The 15,966-nt window shown below is 58.9% G+C and carries 14 protein-coding genes; 3 read left to right on the plus strand and 11 right to left on the minus strand.

Annotated features, from left to right (window positions below):
• Positions 1 to 43: 43 nt before the first annotated feature.
• The 5 genes from EP837_RS14240 to EP837_RS14260 all read right to left on the minus strand — a co-directional run bounded on the left by EP837_RS14240 (position 44) and on the right by EP837_RS14260 (position 4,364).
• Positions 44 to 934 carry an aldo/keto reductase gene (locus EP837_RS14240; RefSeq protein WP_269465831.1) on the minus strand — a complete coding sequence of 297 codons (891 nt, stop codon included), beginning with the start codon at positions 932 to 934 and terminating at the stop codon, positions 44 to 46.
• Between the two features lie 253 nt (positions 935 to 1,187).
• Positions 1,188 to 1,496, minus strand: a complete 309-nt coding sequence (locus EP837_RS14245; RefSeq protein WP_066529983.1) for a putative quinol monooxygenase — start codon at positions 1,494 to 1,496, stop codon at positions 1,188 to 1,190.
• Positions 1,497 to 1,536: 40 nt separating this feature from the next.
• Positions 1,537 to 1,950 (minus strand): GlcG/HbpS family heme-binding protein, encoded by a 414-nt coding sequence (locus EP837_RS14250; RefSeq protein WP_066529986.1) that lies wholly within the window; start codon positions 1,948 to 1,950, stop codon positions 1,537 to 1,539.
• Positions 1,951 to 2,123: 173 nt separating this feature from the next.
• Positions 2,124 to 3,293 carry a zinc-dependent alcohol dehydrogenase gene (locus tag EP837_RS14255; protein WP_066531607.1) on the minus strand — a complete coding sequence of 390 codons (1,170 nt, stop codon included), beginning with the start codon at positions 3,291 to 3,293 and terminating at the stop codon, positions 2,124 to 2,126.
• Between the two features lie 453 nt (positions 3,294 to 3,746).
• Positions 3,747 to 4,364: a TetR/AcrR family transcriptional regulator gene (locus tag EP837_RS14260; RefSeq protein ID WP_197486395.1), complete on the minus strand. Its 618-nt coding sequence runs from the start codon at positions 4,362 to 4,364 to the stop codon at positions 3,747 to 3,749.
• A gap of 319 nt (positions 4,365 to 4,683) precedes the next feature.
• Between EP837_RS14260 and EP837_RS14265 the strand changes: the two genes are divergently transcribed.
• The 3 genes from EP837_RS14265 to EP837_RS21960 all read left to right on the plus strand — a co-directional run bounded on the left by EP837_RS14265 (position 4,684) and on the right by EP837_RS21960 (position 10,368).
• Positions 4,684 to 5,985, plus strand: coding sequence for a DUF1214 domain-containing protein (locus tag EP837_RS14265; RefSeq protein WP_066529989.1), 1,302 nt, complete (start codon positions 4,684 to 4,686; stop codon positions 5,983 to 5,985).
• A gap of 21 nt (positions 5,986 to 6,006) precedes the next feature.
• Positions 6,007 to 8,142 carry a TonB-dependent receptor gene (locus EP837_RS14270; RefSeq protein ID WP_066529995.1) on the plus strand — a complete coding sequence of 712 codons (2,136 nt, stop codon included), beginning with the start codon at positions 6,007 to 6,009 and terminating at the stop codon, positions 8,140 to 8,142.
• A gap of 123 nt (positions 8,143 to 8,265) precedes the next feature.
• A complete protein-coding gene (locus EP837_RS21960; RefSeq protein ID WP_335676301.1) occupies positions 8,266 to 10,368 on the plus strand; it encodes an oxidoreductase in 2,103 nt (700 codons plus the stop codon).
• 282 nt (positions 10,369 to 10,650) lie between these two features.
• Here EP837_RS21960 and EP837_RS14280 read toward each other — a convergent pair whose 3' ends face one another.
• The 6 genes from EP837_RS14280 to EP837_RS14300 form a co-directional block, all read right to left on the minus strand.
• The gene (locus tag EP837_RS14280; protein ID WP_066530001.1) at positions 10,651 to 11,700 is read right to left on the minus strand and encodes a tyrosine-protein phosphatase; all 1,050 of its coding nucleotides are present in this window, start codon (positions 11,698 to 11,700) and stop codon (positions 10,651 to 10,653) included.
• Positions 11,701 to 11,807: 107 nt separating this feature from the next.
• Positions 11,808 to 14,201 (minus strand): TonB-dependent receptor, encoded by a 2,394-nt coding sequence (locus EP837_RS14285; RefSeq protein WP_082919796.1) that lies wholly within the window; start codon positions 14,199 to 14,201, stop codon positions 11,808 to 11,810.
• A gap of 359 nt (positions 14,202 to 14,560) precedes the next feature.
• A complete protein-coding gene (locus tag EP837_RS14290) occupies positions 14,561 to 14,746 on the minus strand; it encodes a hypothetical protein (protein WP_066530006.1) in 186 nt (61 codons plus the stop codon).
• Complete coding sequence (locus tag EP837_RS20570; RefSeq protein WP_082919797.1) at positions 14,743 to 14,934, minus strand: hypothetical protein; 192 nt, start codon at positions 14,932 to 14,934, stop codon at positions 14,743 to 14,745. The genes EP837_RS14290 and EP837_RS20570 overlap by 4 nt, the downstream gene beginning before the upstream one ends.
• A gap of 67 nt (positions 14,935 to 15,001) precedes the next feature.
• A complete protein-coding gene (locus EP837_RS14295) occupies positions 15,002 to 15,340 on the minus strand; it encodes a hypothetical protein (protein ID WP_066530009.1) in 339 nt (112 codons plus the stop codon).
• Positions 15,341 to 15,465: 125 nt separating this feature from the next.
• The gene (locus tag EP837_RS14300; RefSeq protein ID WP_066530011.1) at positions 15,466 to 15,837 is read right to left on the minus strand and encodes a DUF6481 family protein; all 372 of its coding nucleotides are present in this window, start codon (positions 15,835 to 15,837) and stop codon (positions 15,466 to 15,468) included.
• Positions 15,838 to 15,966: the final 129 nt, after the last annotated feature.

The following is a 15,966-nucleotide window of genomic DNA, read 5'->3' on the forward strand; positions in this document are numbered from 1 at the left end:
TGGATTGCTGAGACGCTTGGGCGCTCGGCTCGGTTGCAAACGCCTACAACATCGGGAGGCGAGACGGTCTCGGGCCGAGCGGGAATGCTTCGTCAATCCGTGCTAGGTCGGCGGTCGTCAGCCGTAACACGCCCGCGCCGGCATTGTCTTCGGCATGCTTGGTGCTGGAAGCCTTGGGGATTGCCAGCAACGCTGGTTCCCGCACGAGGAAGCCGAGCGCCACCTGGCGCGGGGTCGCGCCATGGGCTGCTGCGATTTCTTCCAGCACGAGGCCGCCCGCCGTTCGTGGGTCGGGGAAGTCGCCATGGCCGAACGGGCTATAGGCAACCACGGTGACGCTGTGATTGTCGCACCAAGGCAGTACGGCGTGCTCGATCGCGCGCTCTCCTAGGTTGTAGAGAACCTGATTGCAGGCTATCCGGCCCTCGCCGCCGGCTTTCCAGGCAGCATCGAGATCGGGCACGTCGAAGTTGCTGACGCCCCAGGACAGAATTTTGCCCTGTTCGCGGAGGCGCTCGAAGGCGGCGAAGGTTTCCTCCAGCGGGTGCTGGCCCCGCCAATGCAGAAGGTAGCAGTCCAGCCTGTCGGTCCGCAGACGCGCGAGCGAGCGCTCGCAGGCCGCCACCGTCCCGGCACGCGAGGCGTTGCTCGGCAGAACCTTGGAGACGAGGAAGACCTCCTCACGGCGCCCGGCTACCGCCTCGCCGACCACGATTTCGGCGTCGCCGTACATCTCGGCGGTGTCGATGTGAGTCATGCCGAGGTCGAGACCTCGGCGCAGGGCGGCCACTGCGCTGGGCCTGTCCGCGTCGTCGATGTACCAGGTTCCCTGACCGATCACCGCAACCTCGTGCGGCACAGGGCCGAATGGGCGTCGCTCCATGATCTCCGGTCCCGGTGAAGACGGGCCCCGCTGCGCGGCGGCGAGTCTCATGTGGTCACCGCCTGCGAAGACACCTGCTCAACCCGCAAGCCAATGAGAGTCTCGTTCGCCATCTCTCCAACTCCTACAACAAGACGTCCCATCGAAATTCGCTTCATCTACCGCGAACGCTTCAACCCGCTAATTGTCCGCCCCGCGGCACGCTCTCGTTCGAACGGCGACGGGGACCGTACCCCCCCCTACTCAAACTCGCCGTCGTGCAGGCTCTGGCTTGATCCGCACCGCACTCGCGGCGCCGTCCGTCCTAGGCCGGCTGCTTCTCCGCGACGACATCAAGCTGTTCGATCGTGGGCTTCTCGAAAAGCAAACCCGTATTCTCACCAAGCGCTTTCCCGACCTCACCCGATAGGTGCGCCTGGCGCCCGTCTTCGTCGGGAAAGGCGTCGAAGATCCCGAACGACGACGGTCCGAATTGGACTGCGAACCACCTGACGGTCTTGGGCTCGCCTTCGACGATCGACAGCCCCTGGTTCAAGAAGGCGCAGACGTCGTCCTCCCTGCCGGGTAGTGCTTTGAAGCGTACCAGAACCGCTTTGCTGACCCGCGTTGCCATCTTGCATCTCCCATTTGCTTAGTTCGTGTTGTCGCGATGATCAGAACGTGGCTGCGGCCGCCTCGGCGACCGTCTGGTCCTGCTCGCCGCTGCCTCCGCTCACTCCCACCGCCCCGACGACCTGGCCGTCCTGGCGAAGCGGGATGCCGCCGGCGAAGATCATCACCCGGGCATGGTTGGAGTTCTGGATGCCGTAGAACTGCTCGCCGGGCTGAGCGTTCTCGGCCAGGTCCTTGGTGGCGATGTCGAAGGCGCGCGCCGTGACGGCCTTGTTCATCGAGATGTCGACGCTGCCCACCCACGCATGGTCCATGCGGATGTGAGAGACGAGGTTGCCGCCCGCGTCGACCACGGCGACGTTGCTCGGCGACCCAATCTCGTCGGCCTTGGCCTGACCGCCGGCGATCACGCGCTGAGCGTCTTCGAGCGATACGGATTCTTGCGTGATGGTCATGGCGTAGTCCTCGGGTTAACTGCTTGAATCACCACCCAACTCTTTGTTGGTCGTCCATTGGTCATCTCCCTAAAGCGAGGCGGCTGACGCAGCCCAACGCGCGAAGCCACCATCCGGCTTGCCCATTCACCAGCCCTGCGACTGATTGAGAGCGGGGCGTATTCCAGCGAAGCCTAAGGCCGCAGCACGACCTTGATCACCCCATCCTCTTTGTCGCGGAACTTCTTGTACATCTCGGGAGCGTCCTCGAGGCTCGCCGGGTGAGTGATAACAAAGCTCGGGTCGATGTCGCCGGCCTCGATCCGCGCAAGCAGCGGTTTGGTATAGGCTTGGACGTGGGTCTGGCCGGTCTTGATCGTCAGCCCCTTGTTCATCATCGCGCCGATCGGGATTTTGTCCCCCATGCCGACGTACACGCCCGGGATTGATACCGTTCCGCCCATCCGGCAGCTCATGATCGCCTCTCGCAGCACGTGGACGCGATCGGTCGCTAGAAAGGTCGCAGCTTTCACGCGGTCAAGGACCGCATCGGCCGAACCATGGCCCGAAGCTTCACAGCCGACTGCATCGATGCAACTGTCAGGGCCGCGGCCTTTGGTGCGATACTGCAGCTCGTCGTAAACGTCGACTTCACTGAAGTTGATTGTCTCGGCGCCGCCGGCCTCCGCCATCGACAGCCGCTCGGGCACCTCGTCGATTGCTATCACCCGACCGGCGCCCATCATCAGGGCTGACCGGATCGCAAACTGACCGACCGGACCGCAGCCCCAGATCGCGACGGTATCACCGGGCTCGATCTGCGCGTTCTCGGCCGCCATGTAGCCGGTGGGGAAAATGTCCGACAGGAACAGCGCCTGTTCGTCGGTGACGCTGTCGGGGACGATGATCGGTCCGACATCCGCCATGGGCACACGCAAATACTCGGCCTGGCCACCACAATAGCCGCCAAGCATGTGGCTGAAGCCAAACAGGCCGGCGGGCGAGTGGCCCATAGCCTTTATGGCGATCTCGGCGTTGGGATTGGTTGTGCAACATGCCGAGAAGAGCCCCTTCTTGCAGAACCAACACTCTCCGCAAGAGATAGTAAAGGGCACGACCACCCTGTCGCCGATCTTCAGATTGGTCACTTCGGACCCGAGCGCCACGACTTCACCCATGTTCTCGTGGCCCAGGATGTCGCCTGCCTCCATTGTCGGCTGGTAGCCGTCGAGCAGATGGAGGTCGGAGCCGCAGATCGCGCACGCGCTGATCTTGATGATTGCATCCCGCGGATGCTTGATCTCAGGGTCCGCGACGGTGTCGACGCGCACGTCGCCTTTCCCGTGCCAGCAAAGTGCGCGCATGGTCATTTTCCGATCATTTGGCTGGGGGCGGAGCGCCGACAGGTATCGAACTAACCCCTCGGCCGCGGGAAAGGGACCAATAAATGCGTTGGAACGAAAATCTTATTTTGGTTCGAGGGGAATCGCTTTGAACCACCATTTCTGTTGACGGAAATGATATCGCTTCTGTCCGCTTTCAGGCGATCGGTGACGGAGTTTCAACGACCGCGACTAGGGCGCATTGCCGATCTTCCGCTTCGACCAGCGCGATCGGCAGCATCCGTAATTTGTGGACATCTCAGGGAACGCTTGTGTCGCTTGGAAGCAGACGGCAGATTGTTCTTATGGCAGAAGCACAATCCTACGCAGGCATGACCATCAATGAACGCCAATCGCCATAAGCGCTCACTCACCCTAGTGCGCCTTGGAAGCCTGATCAATGACGGGCGGTGATGGCATGGCGCGCGAAGCCGATCAATTATTCTCTCGTATATCTACGATTGCACGCGCAGTACGCCGCAGCACAAGCTTGAAGTTCGCGACTTCCGCTGGATCTTCGGGGCGGTAAGGCCTCTGGTCGCCCAATTGCTCGGGATTGCAAACGTAGTGAAGGATGCTACCGCTCAGCAGATTGACTAGATGCATTGAGCTCGCCTCCGCGAATTTCCCAGCCGCGATGCCTTCCTGAATGATATCGCGGAAGAGCTGTAGCGCGCCTGCCGAATAATCTGGTGAATGTTCTTCGGGATGCGCAGCATTGGCGCAATTGCGCAGAATAAGCCGAGCAGCTGTAGGGCGCGATACCATATAATCGACCCACCCATCGACCAGCAGCATGAGACGTTCCCAAGGATCTTCGGCTCCGTCGAGCCTCTCATAGGTTAAACGGATCAGGCTGCTGTGAATGTCGGCGAAAATCGCGGCGTACAGCTCCTTTTTGTTGCGAAAGTAATAGAAAATCGCTGCTCGCTTAATGCCGATTGTGTCCCCAACCGCTTCTAGCCGAGTTGCCTCATAGCCCAGCTCAGCGAATGCCTTTTCCGCATTCTCCAGAATGCTCTGCCGGGTGAGTTCGCCCTTGTTGAGCTTCATGTCAGGTTTCAGAGTTGTCATCAGCGAATATGTGGCAGCCGCTTCAGAAAATGTCAAATTAACTTTCGAGCAAGTCGATTTAAACTCCAGGATGCTGGAGCGGCGGTTTCCATAATCCGCTGGCTCAGCTGCGCAGAGGATGACAGAAAAATGCGCTACCCCACGGCGGATGAAACGGAGAAAGGCGGCACCGTAAAAACTACTTGCGAGTAAGTTTAAATCGGATCATGTAGGCTTATCGCCAATGAGAGCGGAGTCGCACGCCAGGGATGTCTGCCGAAGTGATCCGCGCTGCGCTGAACCAGGAAGGATAGCTGAAATGGACATGGAGACGGCAGGCCTGAACACCGGGCTGTCACGGCGGGGCATGCTGGCAGGAAGCGGCACACTGAGCCTTTTGTCGGCGATAGAGTTGGCGATCACACCGGCGCACGCTGCCGACGTTAAAAGCGATGCTGCGATGTTGAAGGTGTTTGAAGCAATGATGGCGCGGATTTCCAGGGTTGCGGAAACTGCTTTTGCGCGGAGTACGGCGCAATATCCTAACGCCCGCGCTGCAGGTCTGCTACATATACTCAACAACATATCCCTCGGGCTGTCGATGAATTTGCACAACGACGATCCGATGAATCCCGACCTATTCCACTACTTCGATCCGTCGCGAAAGCAGGGCGGAGACAATTCCGATGCACTCTATCTTGGCGCGCCGATTGATGGCCGTCAGGAATATCGCGTTCGTGGTAATCGTGGGTCGGCGAAGCATATTTCTTTCACCACCGTGAACCGCGGACCCACTCCTTGGGGCGGTGGAATGGGCGCCGCACTGTTTGGGCGGGACATGAAGGCAGATCCTGATGGCAACTTTGAACTCATGCTCAGCGCCCGTGAGCATTCCGGAAACTGGCTCAAGCTTGGCCCAGACGTTTTCCGGCTGACGATCCGTCAGTTCTTCGCGGACTGGGAAAATGAACGTCCGATGGTAGCAAGGATTGAGCGGCTTGGCCCCCCAGCCCCGCCACCCGACATGTCTGCGGACCGGATCATGGCAGCGCTCGACGAGACGATCGGCTGGCTCGAGAATACCGTCGTGTTCTGGCAAAATATGATCGATCTCTTTCGTAAGACGCCAAACCAGTTCATCGACTGGCGCAAGATCACCGGCGACAAAATGAATGCTACCCCCGGAGGTGATCCGGCCTGCTGCTTCTGGAAGGTGCCAAAGGGCAAGGCGCTCATTCTGCGTACTAAACCGCCCCAGTGCGAATTCTGGAATATCGAGTTCACAAATCCCTGGTGGGAAACGAATGACTACCGCTACCGCCATACTGGCATCAACGACCACACCGGCGTGCTCGAAGAAAATGGCGAATTAATTGCGGTTGTCGCACACGACGATCCCGGATTACCCAACTGGTTCGATCCGTCGGGACATACTGAGGGAATGATCGGGCGGCGCTGGATGTTTGCCGACACCGCGACTTCGATTGAAACGATGCTCGTCGATCAGTCAACATTGCGCAAATATCTGCCGAAGTCGGTCAAGACGATCACGGCCGAGGGCCGGCGCGCTCAGTTGGAGCGCAAGAGAAACGGCCTATATCGCCGCTTTCACTGGTTCTGAATACAAATGGGGAGAGGGAAAATGAAATACTCAGTCGCGATTTTGCTCGCTTCGGCAGCATATTCATCAAATGCGCTGGCACAGGATAGCCAAGTCGAAGATGGCAGTCTTCAGGAAATCATTGTTACTGCTCAGAAGCGGTCGGAATCTCTTCAAGATACACCTATCTCGATTGCCGCAATTGACAGTGCCGCGCTGGAGTCAAGGCGCATAGCCTCTCTCACCGATATTGCTGGAGGGGTGCCCAATCTTCAGCTTTCACCGCATCCCAACAGCGCAGTGTCGGTCAGACCGATCATCCGTGGTGTCGGTGAGCTTTCCAACAACATCACGCGCGACTCTCCCAATGCCATCTATGTAGATGGGGTCTATGTTGGTCGTACACAGGGTCTTGGCACCGATTTGGCCGAACTAGAGCGTATCGAAGTGCTGCGCGGTCCGCAGGGCACTCTATATGGCCGCAATGCCACGGGCGGCGCGATCAGTTTCATTACCAGGGCGCCTGAGCTGGGTGAAACCTGGGTAAAACAAGACATCGGCATCGGCAACTATGACGCGTTCCGAGCGCGCACACTTGTCAACCTCGCGTTCGGCGATACCGTGGCTTTCCAGCTTTCTTATCTGAGGAACAGCCAAGACGGATTCGTAAAGAACCTCGGGACGGGGGCACCACGTTTCGGTGACGTTGATCGTCATGCGATCCGCGCCGCCGCATTGTGGAAAGCTATGGACAACGTCGAACTGCGCTACACTTACGACTCCGCGTGGATCAAGGACACATCTCCCTTCATTCAGCAGGTTCCCTTTTATCCGGCAGAAGCAAAGCGGGCGACACAAAGCAATGCCGCCGTCCGCAATTTTCAGCCTAATGACACACAGGTGCAGGGACATAATCTGACGATTTCATGGGATGCCTCGGACACCCTCACCGTGAAGTCCATCACAGGCTATCGTCGGCTCAATTCCTTTGAATATCAGGACTACCATAGCGGTGTTTTGGGGCTGTTCCCGATCTTCACGGTCAGTGACACCGTCAATCAGGAGCAGTTCACGCAGGAGCTGCAACTGATCGGTAGCGCGATTGACCAGCGGCTCAAATATGTCGCCGGCATCTATTATTTCACGGAGAATGGTGATGGCTTCAACACATCGGTGACGCCTGGTGGGCGCTCGACGAGCGCAGTGGATTTTAAGAACTCGGCCTACGCGGTTTTCGGTCAGGCAACCTTCACACCCGCGCTGCTTGATGATCGACTACATATTACTGTAGGCGCCCGCTGGTCTAAGGATAAGCGTGATGCCACGCTCGTGAAAACCAATTTCGCAGGGGTGGCGCCAGGCGTCGTCGCTATCAATGAGCATGGGCGCAGGAGTTTTCAGGATTTTAGTCCTACGGGCACAATCGCGTTCGACATCAATCGAGACGTGAACGTCTACGCTAAGCTCTCAAAAGGCTATAAGACCGGCGGGTTTAATCCGGCTGCCTCCTCGGCCGCGACCTTTGCACGTGGATTTGGTCCCGAAACGCTCATCTCCTATGAACTAGGCCTCAAGTCCGAGTTTTTCGACCGGCGTGTTCGCCTGAACGTTGCAGCCTTTTACAATGACTATAAGGACATTCAGCTCAACGTCCTCGATCCGGTTAATCCGCGCGTCAATGATGTGCTGAATGCAGGAAAGGCAAAAATCACTGGCTTGGAAGTCGATCTCTCGGCGCGCATTTTCAAAGGTATGACTTTTTCGGCCTCCTATGGTCGTGTCAATCCCAAGTACAAAAAGGTGATCGACTTTACAGGAAATGATGTCACTAGTGGCTTCCACTTTACAAATGCACCAAAGAACAGCTTCACGGTAGCCGCCGACTATAGCTCGCCGGAAACGGGCATCGGGAAATTTGACGTCAACGTTAATTACGCCTGGCAAGATCGCTATACCGCTATCGCCAACGATCCCCGATATATTGTCGGTTCGAACGGCCTACTCGGTGCCCGCATCAGCCTGTCGAAAATTCCTGGCCTCGACGGCGTCAAAATCGCGGCTTGGGGCCGCAATCTCACCAATGAGAATTATTACGCGACCTCTTTCCCGGCTGGCGTCCCGAGCGCAATTTTTGGTGCCCCTCGCACCTATGGTTTGGACCTGACCGTCGAATTTTAAGAAATTAGCTCGCTCGTGCGCGCATGGCGTGCTGGGCACGGGCGAGCTCCAATTGGGAAAATGATAATGGCAAATACGGCGGACTATGGCCTGGGTGAATTTAGCTATCCCCGCGGCTGGTTCATGGTCGCGGCGTCAGCTGAACTGAGAAGCGCTCCGCTGGCAGTTCGTTATTTCGGCCAGGACATGGTGATCTATCGCGGGCAGAGCGGGCGCGTCATGTTGATGGACGCATATTGTCCGCACATGGGCACGCATTTGGCGCATGGCAGCTCCTCTTACATCGTACGCGATGGGATGCAGATTGAGGGTGATTCCATCCGCTGTCCCTATCATGGCTGGCGTTTTGGACCGGACGGCAAGTGCGATGACATTCCTTACTCGCCCGCGCCCATTCCCAAGGCGGCGTGCATCCGTACGTGGCCGGTTGTCGAACGCGCGGGCTGCGTGTTCGTCTGGTACGATCCCGAGGGAGGGGAGCCTGACTATGATCTGCCTTCCTTCGCCGAGTGGGACGATCCCCGATGGGTCAACTGGACAATCGATCCGCTCGGTGAGCTACCCTGCCATCCAGTGGAAATCATCGACAATATTGGAGACAAAGCCCATCTCGAGCCGATTCACGGAAGCATTGACATGCAGCGCTTTGAGAATGTCTTCGACGCTCATGTCGTTTGGCAACATCTACGCGCTGGTCACCGCACGCTTGCGGGGCGCGAGGGCGAGTATATGGTGAATGACACTTCTTATACCGGGCCAGGCATCCTTCAATCGTGGATGGCAGGCGAATATCCATCGATCATGCTCTTCTGTCACACTCCTGTTGACGAAGGCTGTGTTAAACTCTGGCATGGGCTGACAGTGAAATCAGCTGAGGCGGTGGCCAGCGCGGAAACGATCGCCGCTGTTCGGCCCTACCAGGAGGCGAGCTGCGCGGCGCTTTCACAGGATATCCAAATCTGGCGGCACAAAAGGGCCTGCCTCAATCCCATGGTAGTTCAGGGGGACGGCCCCTTCGGCAAAGTGCGCATCTGGTACAGGCAGTTTTTCAATCCGAGGGCCCGTGCAGGGGAATATCAGATGCGCGTGAAGGGCGCCACGGTGACGCGCGGTTACCGCCGAGGCCCCCTGGACCAAAGAGGCAGTGGCATGACCACAGCGACGCTTTTCGATCCCATCCGGTTGGGCGACCTTGAGCTCGCAAACCGCATTGTCATGGCGCCCATGACCCGCAGCCGGGCGGGGGATGGTGATGTCCCGACCGAACTGATGATGGAATATTATCGGCAACGCGCCGGTGCCGGCCTCATCATCACCGAGGGCACGCAACCGAGCGCATCAGGCAAGGGCTATATACGTACGCCCGGAATTCATAGCGAGGCGCAGATTGCCGGCTGGCGCAGGGTGACCGATGCTGTTCATGCGGAGGGCGGGCAGATCGTGCTCCAGATCATGCATTGCGGGCGTGTCGGCAGCCTTCTGAACAAGGCCCCCGGAACGGAGACGATCGCACCATCTGCAATCCGCGCAAAGGGAGAAATCGTTACCGATAAGGGGATGATACCCTTTGACGAGCCGCGCGCGATCGAGCTTAGCGAGATCCCCAAGCTAATCGAAGAATTTGCGCAGGCCGCGCGGAACGCGATAGCCGCCGGCTTCGATGGGGTCGAACTGCATTGCACCAGCGGCTATCTGCCGGCACAGTTCCTCTCGTCCGGCAGTAACCGACGGACCGATGACTATGGTGGTTCCGCGGCTAATCGGATCCGATTCGCCGCTGAAACAATTGAGGCGATGGTAGCTGCTGTCGGGGAGGGTCGAGTGGGCTTCCGCATCTGCCCAGGCAATCCCTTTAATGATATTTGGGACGACAATCCGACGGAGACCTATGGGGCATTGCTTGAGAGGCTTTCGTCTTTGAACCTTGCTTATTGCCATCTAATTGATGTGGCCAATCCACAGCTGGATAGTCTCGTGTTGGTAAGACGCAAATGGCGGGGTAACCTCATCCTGAACGAAGGGCTGACGCGCGCCCTTGCCGAGCAACTGCTTGCGAAAGGGGTGGCTAGCGCCTTTTCCTTCGGCCGGCCGTTCATCGCCAATCCGGATCTGCCTTTCCGCCTCAAGTCTAATGCCGCTCTGGCGCAGTTCGATGCGTCAACTCTCTATACTCCAGGTCCACGCGGATATATCGACTACAGCATGATTGAACAGACCAAAGGCTAAATTCTCCCTAGCCTCTGGGCACTTGGCGGAGCACGATTGTGCTCCGCTTTTTCATGATATCGCGTTCTCAGCTGCCCATCTGGCGCCAACATGCCGCTTTAGAGGCGGACAGCGGTCAAACATGTCCGGCAGCACCTCTCCGCGAGACGCTCGGTCCGGGGGGCCTGAAGGAGCGAGTGAGCTTAGCAGACGGTCCACACCTAGGGATAGTAAATTGGCCGCTGAACGGCAAAGGAGAAGGGTCGGCTGCGACTGCATGGCCTTTGCGGAAGGTGTCGCACATTATTCGAGGTAACCAGCTCGCAGGGCTGCCAGGTCAAGCTTCGTTACGCCGATCTCCTGATCGAGATAGTTTTCCACCGAGCCCCATCGGCTGTCGACCTCGTCAAATGCATGGCTGAGGAAGGGGGTGCCATCTGCCTCCTTTAGAGGCTGCGGTTTGGCCGCTGCCGGGTCCTGCTGATATTTGGCGAAGAACATCGCAACCGGATTGTTGACCTGAGCCACCGTGTCGATCTTGGGCATTTCCCATTGGGGCCGCCTGTAGGTGGTGGAGAGATGATAGTCGGCGATGATCGTGGCGCGCGGGACGACCAGCGCGGACAAGATCATGGCCGTGACAAAGCCGGTTCGGTCCTGCCCCGCGGAGCAATTATATGCGATCGCTCCCTTTCGAGCGAGCAGGTCCTGAAATATCAGACGCAACTGCGGCGCCATCATCGTCGGCAGGTTCCGATAGACACCCTGCCCATTTTTGGGGACGCTCCCGCCGGTCAGCGCCGACATCGAATAGCCGACAGCCTGGTAGGGTACGCCTTCTATTCGGGTGGGCGCGATCACCCGTTCCTCGCTCGAGCGCAAATCGACTAGGTTCGCGAGCTGGAGCGCCTGGATCTGCTTCACGTCGGCGTCGGTCAGGAGGGGCTGGCCACCGGAGCGATAGATCAGGCCCCAGCGGACATGCTTGCCGTCGGCGGCCGGATAGCCGCCAATGTCGCGGAAGTTTGATCCCTGCCGCAAGGGCAGCACTCGCTCCGCCACGCGCACCAAATCGCCGGACTTGTGGCCCCTCAGCAGGAAATAGGCGCGTTCGCCGGCTGCGACCTTCACTGTCTCCGTGCCGTCGCGATCCTCCTTCGACACCAGTTTCGCATCGTCCGGCTTTGCGGCGGGATCGTCGGAGAGAAAAATGTCGACAGGTTCCCGACCGGACCAGCTGACCGTCAGTGCGTCTAGCGCCGTTCGCGTCACCAGCGGCGTCTGGACAGCCTCGGCATGGGCCGTGCCGGCCAACAGCAGCGCGATCAGGGGCAAGACGGTTTGAAGCTTCATGGGGCGTTCCTCTCGCGGCGTTTGTATCGGCGGCCTTGCCGAAATAATGTGAAATTCAGATGGCAGAGGCGAACGACGGGCGCTCAGCCCATCGTTCCCTGCCGTCGTCAGAAGCGAAGATTGATCTCGCCGCCGAAGGTGCGCGGCTCGTTGAAGAAGCCATTGAGGCCCGAAGTCGGGCTCAGCGCTTTGTAGAAGAGATGCTGTTCGTTGAAGAGGTTGCGCGCCCACAGCGCAAAGCTGACCTTGGCATCCGTGCCCGTCTGCACGTCCGAAATGGCGAGGCGACCGTTCACGATGAAGGCCTTTTCGCCGATCGGTTGGTAGACGTTCGAGGCGCTACCGGGACCGACATAGACCGGGTCGTTGGCATTGACATAGAAGCCCGAGTCATAATTGCCGTCCAGATGTGCGCGGATGGTGAAGCCGTCCATCGGCAGCTCGTAATCGATCGCGCCGCTCGCCGAATATTTAGGGGTGTAGGTCTGGTAGATCGGCACGGCGATGGGGCTGATCACGCCCGCGGCGTTCGGATAGGGATTCACCGTCGAGGGGATGCGGACATATTGATAGGCGTAGGAGGCCGACAGGGTCAGGCCTTCGAGCGGATTGACCGTCAGGTCCGCCTCGATCCCGTGCACGCCGCCCTTGCCCGGCGCGTTCACCGTGGACAACGTGGTGCGCGTCTGGCGCACGCCGCCGATTTCATAGGGGCGGCTGAAGTCGACCTGGATATTCTTGTAAGTTCCGGCATAGGCCGCGATGTTGAAGCGCGCGCGATTGTCGAAAAACTCGGTCTTCGCGCCGATTTCGAAGATCGACACCGATTCCGGGTTGAACGGGTCATATTCCTGCGAACGCGAATTGGCGCCGCCGGATTTATAGCCGGTGGACCATTTGCCGTAGACGTGCATGTCCTGGCTGAGGTCAATCGCAAGATTGACCATCGGATCGACCCGCGACCAGCTGGCGTCCAGCCCGATCTCACCGGCCAAGCCGTTGCGGTTCACTGGCAGCGCGCCGTTGACGATCGCCAGCGCGCCATGCTTGCTGTCCCTGGTCCAGCGCAGGCCGCCGGTCAGGTGCACGGCGTCGCCCAGCATATCGGGCGTCCAGGTCGCCTGGCCGAAGGCCCCGATGCTCTTGGTCGTGACATGGCTGGCGCGGTCGATCCGCTGCGCGGCGGGATCGAGCGAAAGGACCGTGTAGGTCGATCCGGCTGCGTTGGTGAACATGTTGGTGTTGTACGCCTGCGCATTGTCCGACACATGCTCGCGATAGTAGAGCGCGCCGGCGACAAACTTCACGCGGCCGATGTCGCCAATGGCCTGCAACTCCTGGCTCCGCTGGTTCTGCCAGAAATGGGCGAGGCTGTAGCGGGCAAACTGGAAGTTGGTGAAGCCGCCAGCGGCATTGGCGGCCAGTGACGCTGCGGGTGAGGACATAGAGGTCGCGGCCGAGGCATTGTCGAACTGGCTCTGGCGCAGCTTGCGGTAGGAACTAATAGACTTCAGGGTGAGCTCGGGCGACGCCTCCCATTCAAGCGTCAGGCGGTGGCCGTGCACATTGCCGACGCTGGGCTGCAGCGGCACGCCGACATTGGCGGTGCGCACGCGATCGGGCTGGACCGTGGCGATCGCCGCGCGCGCGTTGGTGCCGGGCGCGACGAGATTGAGGTAGAGCGAGGTCGATTCATCCTTCGAAATGTCGAAGGAATAGTCGGCGGTAAAATCAGGCGACGGCGTCCACAGCGCTTCGACATGCAGGCCGCGCTTGTCATATTGATTGAAGCCGTCGGCGCCGGAGAGCGGGTTTTTCACCAGCGGGTCGCGATGGGCGACGACGCCGTCGATCTTAACCGCGAAGTCGTTGAACGACGGGAGGTCCAGATGCATCTCGCCCTTGTAGGCGCCGAAATTGCCGATACCGCCGGTTGCGTTCACATGCAGTTCGCCGCTCGGCTTTTTCGTGACGATATTGACAGCGCCGCCTTCGGTGTTGCGTCCGAACAGGGTGCCCTGCGGACCCTTGAGCACCTCGACATTCTCGATATCGAACAGGGCGGTGCCAAGGCCCTGGGCGCGCCCCAGATAGACGCCGTCGATATAGACGCCGACGCCCTGATCGCGCGCTGGCTGGTTGGCGTCCGACAGCACGCCAATGCCGCGGATGTTCACGACCAGCGCCGAACTGCGAGAATAGAAGGGCGCGATCTTCAGGGATGGAATGGAGCCATCGCCGAGGTCGACAAGCGATGTGACATGGCGGCTGACGAGGTCCTCGGCGCGCATCACGGACATGGAGATCGGCGTGGACTGGAGGCTCTCCGGGCGCTTCTGGGCGGTGACGGTGACCACGGTTAGGCCGCTGTCCTCCGCCAATGCCGCGGCTGCGGCGGCATCGGCCGTGACGGCGTCCACCGCGGATGCCGGCACTGAGCTCATGGCGACGAAAATGAGGCTGGAGGCCGTCAAGGCCATCCGGCTGCGCATGCTGATCATGATTTCCCCCTTGGATCGACCCGTCTCTCCGGACCGGCCTTGCAGCGCCATTAGGGAAGCGATGTTGCAGTTGCGCGAATGATCTGTGACTCTTCTGCGATGATCACATTAAACTTATAAGACCGCACAACGGCATTTGATCCAGCTGGTTAGCAATAGAATATATTTAAGACGAAGGTCCAATCGAACTGCAATGTCCTCATGTTTTGATGAATAAGGTTAGAGAACAATTGGCGGCGCAGTTGCTGACATGATTAGAAGTGCAGAGTTCGACGAATTTACGATCGGTTGGCAACGAGCGGACAGTCCACTCCCGAGAAGTGGTAATGGCGCGGCCGATATTGGTCGAACTCCGCGGACTACGCCTCAGCGAGCGCTTCCATTACCGATTCAAGGTCGCCCTTGACGACGATGTAGTGTCCCTTCTCGAAATTAACGGCACTGGCTTGATCCGTTCCTCTGTAACGCCGAACGAAGCTGACACGGTCCGCATTGATGGTGAGGACATCGCCATCGGGCGTTTCGAATTTCACGTATCCGTTCATGGCGTTTTCCCCTCGGAGCGGGACGGGTGAGATGCGGCGCCTTTCTTGGCTTTATGCTTAGCAAGCAATTCGTCCAATTCCGCTATTCGGATGCGCTCCGGGGTATCCTTTGCAAGACCTTTCAGCCTGCATTCGGCCCATAGACTTCGGCGTTCCGACTCCAATGCTTTCTGATACAAATCGGCCATGCTTTCTCCAGAATTCGGGTGGATGCTCAGTGTTGATACGTTGCCCTGAACGCCAAGGCTCATTTGATCAGCGCTGTTTCTTGGCCGTGGCAGCGTTGAAATCTGGGGCCTTGTTCGACACCCAATCGACAAATTTGCGCACGGTAGGATTGGCCAGCAGTCCCTCCACATCCATCCCATAGCGCTGCAGTTCGCTGTTGGTGAAATGGGCGGTCAGCGTCTGCTGGCAAATGGGATGCATGGGCACAACATCACGCCCGCCCCTGCTCTTGGGCACTGGGTGGTGCCAAACGATGGTCTTGCCGGTAGGCCGATCACATAGCCAGCAGCATACTACAGCCGCCGGAGCCTCGTTCTCGCGATGCAGGTCTTCGTAGGAGTCATGTTTCAAATGCTTGCGGGCCATGCGCTTACCTGAATTGCCTCAAAAAATTACGCTGCCCAACTATCGCAGTGATGAGGCCGAGATCTCCACACCGGCATCTCCAATTTGGGGATCGCACCAGGTCATCGGCCGTCCCGCAGAAGGCGTTATTTATTTCGAGCTTTGCGCGCAGCGTAGCGAGCGTCCCGCGCAGCCTTCATTTCCGCGGCGCTGGCAGGCGTGAGCCTAGCGGCCTTCAGTGCCGCAGCGGCATCAGCGGCGGCTTGTTTTTCGGCCTCTGCCGCCTGTCCGGCCGCTTTGCGTTCTGCCTTTTGAGCTTTGGCTAAAGCAACGGCCTCAGCCTTAGCCGCCCGCTCGATTGCAATTGCTTGATCCTGCGCTTCGCGCGCCTTGCGTCGTTCCGCCATAAGTGCCTCGTCGACGGGCGGCTTGGCTCTCAGTGCATCTAAGGCCTTTTGTTTGGCCGATCCTGCGGCGGCGATACGGTCTTGGAACGAGGGAGCTTTATAGGAAGGCAATGGTCATCCTTGAACATTCAATATCGATGGCGCTCCGCGTGCTACAAAGGCGAGACACGCTTAGCGTTGAACCGAAAGCCATTAGCAAAAAACCTCACTGATCTCAAGGTCGCCGGATTGCGCGGTACG

Source organism: Sphingobium sp. EP60837 (assembly GCF_001658005.1).
Classification (GTDB): Bacteria; Pseudomonadota; Alphaproteobacteria; order Sphingomonadales; family Sphingomonadaceae; genus Sphingobium; species Sphingobium tyrosinilyticum.